The sequence below is a fragment of the Pelosinus sp. sgz500959 genome (assembly GCF_042610375.1).
In the GTDB taxonomy this organism is placed as follows: domain Bacteria; phylum Bacillota; class Negativicutes; order DSM-13327; family DSM-13327; genus CTSoil-075.
Map to the genome: position 1 here is coordinate 370683 of NZ_JBGJZL010000005.1, position 6329 is coordinate 377011.

Sequence of the window (6329 nt, forward strand, 5' to 3'; positions counted from 1 at the left end):
CGTTAGACTTTAACCTTTATATTGCAGGCCGGAGAGAGGGGGCGGAGGAATGTCTTTGACAAAAATTGCTAACGTCATTGCGTTGTTTTTTATAACAAGACACACCAACGTCCCCTGTCTTTTCTGGTTTTCCCCCGTCCCTTCTTACACGAAAGTGGTACGAGATGGTTTTCGATGACTTTATCCCTGTGGCAGGCAACTTACTGGGTGAAAAGGAGAAAGAAAAATGGCAGTTGTAAAATGTGCAAAATGTGGAAAAGTATTTAATACAGAGGGAGCAATATTAAAACCGATAGGTGATGGTGGATATTTGGAATGCTGTCCCAAATGCGGGAGTACAAGCGTATATAGTGCCGGGGATTTTCAAGATGACGAGGATAGACGGTGGGAGGGGTTTTAGACTGGGGTATGTTCAACTTGCTCGCGATACAGGAAAGCATATTCGATTTTTACAGGGCTAGCGAGATTTAATTAAATGCTATCTGGAGGATTTGAATGGATATATTTGATGAATTAAAAAAACTGGGAAAAAGACCTGTAATAGCGAAAATCGGAGGCTTTCGACCAGATGAAAGTAGTATGAGCTGGTTTGGTGGTAATTTTTTAATCGAGGAAGGTTTAGCATGGCCTAAATACAATGGAAATAATATGCTACCTATTATTCAAATGTGCATTTCGGAGATCCCTGGAGGGAAAGAAATTTTTGGTGATGTTGAACTTATTCAGGTTTTTATAAATAAAGATAAGCTACCTCTCGGGGGAATGGTGAAAAATGGTGATGGTTGGCTTTTACGTGCGTACAGTAGGGCACAGGATTTTATGATAGTACAAACTCCTGATGATAGCGATAAAATTAAACCTTTTCCAATAAAATGGTATGTTGGAGAAGATGATGATTATCCTTGTTGGGAAGAATCGTGGAAATATCATAATATGTCTGTAATAAATGAGGATGATGAGCTAACTGAAAGATTTTTTGAAGAATTCAATAGTTATTTATATACTAAAATTGGAGGATATGCTTCATATATTCAGTCTCCTTGCACAGGTGATTACGAATATATCTTTCAAATTTCATCTGAAGAGAAGCCGAGATTTATGATTGGGGATAATGGTAAATTATATTTCCTGAAATCGAAGGCAGATGGCGGCTGGTATTTACATTGGGATTGCTATTAATGAGTATTTTATTTGCAAAAGTTACGCTACAATAAAATTAATAAATTATAGCTTGGAGGTTTAAATAATGCTATGTAGATGTTTAGCAAAACATAGTTGGCCTAGAGGCAAGAAAGGCAGGAAATATATCGGCTATGTCAAACCTTTTGGCTATCCTGATACCGCAGCGGTATGTGGTAGTTGTGATAATCCTGCGGTAGTCTGGTTAGACGAAATGGAAGTTGAGTTATACGAGCAAGGTAACCGAATTTTTAATGGTCCAACTCAATTCGTTAGCATAAAGGTTGATAATGATGGAATTATGAAAATGTGACGAAAATTTATTTCGAACCGTCCCTTGACTTAATAGAGTTATAATTGGATTTTTTAATAGATAGGAGTAAAAAATTGGAACAAGGTTGTTTATTGTGTGGTAAAGAAACTAATAATAAAACTTGTGAAATAACTAAACTTCGAGTGTGCGATACATGCTGTTTAGATATGCAATTAGATAGAGAGAATGACCGGTGGGATGGGTATTTCGATACGAATGGATGTATTAAACGTGGAGATGGTGATCCATTTTCTAGAATGTACGATGATATGAACAATTACTATATGTTTACTTTATCAAAATGTTTGGAATGTGATAACCTCATAAAACAAGGTGAGCCTCCCAAAGCAAGTGGGATTGTTCATTCGTGGTGTAATGGAGAGTACGTTCTTAGTAGGTACCCTATAATACATTATCCTAAAAACATTAAGCTGTATGAAAGACATAAATATAAAGAACCAGGTCTACTAATAATATTGGGTCAGGCCTATGAAGATATCGGTCAATATGATCAGGCTATTGAGGTGATGATGAAGGCAGTTGATGCAGAACCCTCTGCGAGGACGTATGGATCTCTCGGAAAAAATTATTATTTAGCTAGGAATGAAGGAAAAGCTCAAGCGGTATTTGAAGAGGCTATAAATAAGGGATATGAGTCATCTATGATTTTGCAGAATCTAGCGAGTATTTATCTTAAGTATGGTCGTGCTGATGAAGCATATCAACTTTCAAAAAAAGCTATCAGTTATTATAGAAGTGAAGTTGATGAAGCTGGTTATCCTTTGGTATCTATCGAACATATCTATATTGGACTAGCCTATTCTGCCTTAAAAATATCATTGCATAGGGAAGCTGAGGATTATGCTAAGAACTGTCTGGAGTATATTGATCCAAATCCGAATATTTATTATAACTATGGCTATGAACTTGCTTTAAAGTTTGAATGCCATAAAATATTGGCACTCGTTTATCTCGAAATTGATAGTCTAAAAGAAGCTGAGGAAAATGCCATAGAGGCTATCAAATTTAATTCTAGAGATCATGAATTAAAAAGGATTTTGAAATTAATAATAAAACTGAAAGAGAACCAAAATGTAGCCCAAGGTCAAATTCAAGCAATTATCAATGAAATGCAATGTAATATCGACCTTCTTAGAAATCAACATATCATACCTCAAGAAGATAAATGTTTTTTAGTTCTCCAGAGTGGCTTCCCAAGAATTGATCAACACATTTTAAAAATTCTTCAAGAACGACCAGACATACTAAAGATAATTGATGGAGACAAAGAATTATTTGACATGATACAAGCCTTAGCAAAGCGTTTAGGAACTTACTCTTTAGGTGGGGAGTTTAAAAACGTTATGAAGATGACTGAAATAGAATTTCAGCGAATTGTAATAAAAGATTTACGTTTTGATCTTGGCGCTGATGTACAAGAGCATACTAGTCAAGGTGGCGGAATAGTCGATATACGTTATCGTGGTGTAATTGTCGAATTAAAAGTTGAAAGAGATATTAGTGATAGACAGAGCATCGCAGAAAAATATGCTAAACAGCCCACTCAATATGCGGGTGTAGAATCTAGACAAATTAGTTTAGTTTTGGTTTTAGATCTAACCCCTAAGATAAATCCACTTGGCGATAATAGGGAAGATATTAGATTAGTTGATGTAAAGACCCATGGTGGCGATACTGCCCAGTATTATCCTTCAAAAGCTATCGTTTTTATTGTTAACGGTAACATGAAAAGTCCATCCGAATATTCAAAGTAGTAACCGTTATTCATCTCTTTAATTCGGAGGTACAGCTGAATAGATAGTTCTTTTATTTACAGACTATCAAAAGTGGTAGATTTGCAAGGTAACGGATCGCCGAATCGAACTCCTGTCCAAGTAGCTCAGTTGTGATTGATAATAAAATTCGCTCATATGGTAGAGTTAAAAAAGAAAAAAGTAGTTAAACAATAATATTTGTCCCTTATCATGCTAATAAATCTAGAGAATGCATGTCCAGAGGCCAAAAAAAATGTCCCTTAAACTGTTCCTTATGGTGTCAAAATACCTCTTATTGTTTACCAATCTTTACAAATAAAAAAGCCTATAAAACCAGCAAAAACACCACTTTTTAAACATAATAAAGCATGATAAAACACCAAAATTCAGACTTCGAATCAATAGGTCGGGGGTTCGAATCCCTCCGGGGTCACCATTGTAATCACGCCTTCGCAGGTTTTGCGAAGGTTTTTTTATGTCTAATGGGTCTTTTTTAGAAAAAACAAAGGTTAACTTTCACTAACAAACGCCAACAAATAGCAAAAAATAATTCTGGCCTCAAAAGAATTTGAAGGCAGGGATACTATAAAGTTTAAGCATATATTAAAATTAATGTTACGTTGTTACTAACACCTTCAAATACAGTAAAATCAAAGGATTATAGTAACAGATATATATATTTCTCGTATAAAATATAGCACTGTATTAGAATTAAAGTATTTTTAAACAAGGTCCTGTTAAAGGTAGATGTTGATATTTGATACCTCCCCGAATACTTGTTATAATCAGAATAAGTACAAGTATTCGAGTGGTGAGTAAAGTGTTTAGCAATTTGTTAAAGTATATCGATAAGTTACCACATACCAAAAGAAACAAGTGTATCAATGGGTTAAACGCTATGTTGAACCTTCATCCTCAATTGGTAGTCGTTTAATCAGCGAAATGAGAGAAACTCGCTTCAAAGAAGGTTATGAGTGTCCTCATTGTTCTTCTGAGCACGTTGTTCGTTTCGGTAAAATTAAAGGTCATCAACGGTATCGTTGCAAATGTTGCAGTAAAACCTTTAACGATACGACCAACACTGTCCTCTATCGTACTCGAAAAGGAGACGAATGAATTACATTTGTTGACTGTATGTTTATTTTAACATGTTGTCAATAATGAAATATTGAATATCTGCGCGGAAGAAACAATATATGAATGATAAAAGGAGAAAAAGTCATGTCAAATAACGTAAAACAGAGAAGAATAATTTTAGATTTAGCAGTTACTTTAGATGGCTTTATTGAAGGGAAAAATGGAGAAGTTGATTGGTGCATTATGGACCCTGATATGGGGTTCGCTAATTTCTTGAATCAAATTGATACTATTTTATATGGTAGAAAAAGCTACGATTTATGGGGCAAATATATTACAAAAACTAAAGACTCTGATACCGAAAAAGAAATTTGGAAATTGGTTCATAGTAAAGAGAAATATGTATTTTCCAGAACACAAATAGAGGGTGATAATCAAGCAATATTTATAAATGAAAATATTCTTGAAGAAGTAAATAAATTGAAGAATAAGCCTGGTAAAGACATCTGGCTATATGGCGGAGCAAGTATCATTACAACTTTTATAAATTTAGGGCTTGTTGATGAATTTAGATTATCTATTCACCCTGTTATTCTGGGAGAAGGAAAACCGATGTTTATTGATATAAAACAGAGGTTGAATTTAAAAATGGTTAATACAAGAACGTTCTCTTCTGGCGTTGTGCAACTAATTTATCATTGGAATGGTAATTAATAATATCGTTCATAAGGACAAAGACTAGCTAATTAAAGTCAAGCCCCAAATATAAAAAAAGAATTACATAAAAAGAACATAGCAAATAGGACTTTTCAAAAAGCGAATATTGCTTAATAAAAGTCGTGATAATGTTCCCAATTTATTTTGCATTAAGCAGCCTTCAGACGGACTTTCTGATACAGTTTTACTTTCTGATCGGGGGTAATTAAGCGGAACGGCTGCTTGTTTTTCAAAACGGAGAAAATGATTCGAATCAGCTTATTCATCACAGCACCTAAAGCTTGTTTCTTCATTTTTGTTTCAATCTTATGCTGATAATAATCGTACATCACAGAATTTACCTGTGACCCTTTAGAGGCTTTTCGGATGGATGTAGTCGCAGCGATATAAAGCCCATGTCGTAAAAATGGAGAGCCTCGCTTTGTTACCTTATTTTTCGTGCCTACATAATTACCGGACTGACGAACGGATGGATCAATGCCGCTAAAAGCGACTAATTGCTTAGCATTGGCAAATCGCTCAATTTCTCCTATTTCACCTAAAAAAAGTGGGGCAAGTGTTGTTCCGATACCAGGTATACTCTCTAATAAGGCCACTTCGGGCAACTGATTCGATAGCTCTTTAATCTGCTTATCCATCACATTAATTTCTTCATCTAGAAATTGTACGATCCGAGCATAACGTTGTATTGTACTAAAATTGGCTGTCAGCCAAATTCCCGTAAACTCTGCATCTTCTGCACAAGATAATAGCGCTTCATACTTTTGCTTGCCATAAAGTTTCCCTTGGCGTGGCAATGTCTCAAGCATCGTCAGGATTATTTTTTTATTAGATGGTTTACTCCATTCTGCAGGCGAAGGGAACTTACTTACTAGGGTTAAAGCAGTTAACGATCCAGGGTTTAACACTGTAGGAAACAAGTGAGCAACCTGTTCAATTGCCGCCTGGAGCTGGTTTAGAGAAGTAATTCGCTGTTCGATGAGATGGCATCTCGTTCTTGTTAATACCTTTAAATTCGCAATCTTCTCGTTTACCATAGAACTCACTCGAAGCTGGTGCATAAATGGTAGTTTAGCTAATTCAAGAGCATCCACTTTATCGGTCTTTACTTTCCTTACAGCAGAATTTTTGATAGAATGAGAAATAAGGGGATTGATGTGGTAGACTTCAAAACCCTGCTTTAGGAAAAAGTGGACGATGCGCTGTGAGTAGTGACCCGTGGATTCTAGGACGATGACCGGTTTACTACAAAATGCTTCTTCCACTTT

General features: G+C 35.5%; 6 protein-coding genes and 1 pseudogene. 6 read left to right on the top strand and 1 reads right to left on the bottom strand.

Features of this window, described 5'->3' with window-relative positions:
- Positions 1-226 precede the first annotated feature (226 nt).
- From ACAN52_RS10580 to ACAN52_RS10605, 6 genes and pseudogenes are all read left to right on the top strand, one after another.
- Positions 227-400 carry a hypothetical protein gene (locus tag ACAN52_RS10580; protein ID WP_378954721.1) on the top strand — a complete coding sequence of 58 codons (174 nt, stop codon included), beginning with the start codon at positions 227-229 and terminating at the stop codon, positions 398-400.
- A gap of 95 nt (positions 401-495) precedes the next feature.
- Positions 496-1179, top strand: a complete 684-nt coding sequence (locus ACAN52_RS10585; protein WP_378954722.1) for a DUF1963 domain-containing protein — start codon at positions 496-498, stop codon at positions 1177-1179.
- A 67-nt stretch (positions 1180-1246) separates the two neighbouring features.
- A complete protein-coding gene (locus ACAN52_RS10590; protein ID WP_378954723.1) occupies positions 1247-1492 on the top strand; it encodes a hypothetical protein in 246 nt (81 codons plus the stop codon).
- Positions 1493-1566: 74 nt separating this feature from the next.
- A complete protein-coding gene (locus ACAN52_RS10595) occupies positions 1567-3267 on the top strand; it encodes a tetratricopeptide repeat protein (RefSeq protein WP_378954724.1) in 1701 nt (566 codons plus the stop codon).
- 811 nt (positions 3268-4078) lie between these two features.
- Positions 4079-4380, top strand: a pseudogene (locus ACAN52_RS10600) (IS1 family transposase); the annotation flags it as partial.
- Positions 4381-4488: 108 nt separating this feature from the next.
- Positions 4489-5058, top strand: coding sequence for a dihydrofolate reductase family protein (locus tag ACAN52_RS10605; protein ID WP_378954725.1), 570 nt, complete (start codon positions 4489-4491; stop codon positions 5056-5058).
- Positions 5059-5210: 152 nt separating this feature from the next.
- Here ACAN52_RS10605 and ACAN52_RS10610 read toward each other — a convergent pair whose 3' ends face one another.
- Entirely contained in the window at positions 5211-6326 is a 1116-nt protein-coding gene (locus tag ACAN52_RS10610) for an IS110 family transposase (RefSeq protein WP_378954733.1), read from the bottom strand.
- Positions 6327-6329 lie beyond the last annotated feature (3 nt).

What these genes read in the sequence shown, in the direction of transcription:
- ACAN52_RS10580 (WP_378954721.1), top strand. Translation starts at nt 227, where the DNA reads ATGGCAGTTGTAAAATGTGCAAAATGTGGAAAAGTATTTAATACAGAG.
- ACAN52_RS10585 (WP_378954722.1), top strand. Translation starts at nt 496, where the DNA reads ATGGATATATTTGATGAATTAAAAAAACTGGGAAAAAGACCTGTAATA.
- ACAN52_RS10590 (WP_378954723.1), top strand. Translation starts at nt 1,247, where the DNA reads ATGCTATGTAGATGTTTAGCAAAACATAGTTGGCCTAGAGGCAAGAAA.
- ACAN52_RS10605 (WP_378954725.1), top strand. Translation starts at nt 4,489, where the DNA reads ATGTCAAATAACGTAAAACAGAGAAGAATAATTTTAGATTTAGCAGTT.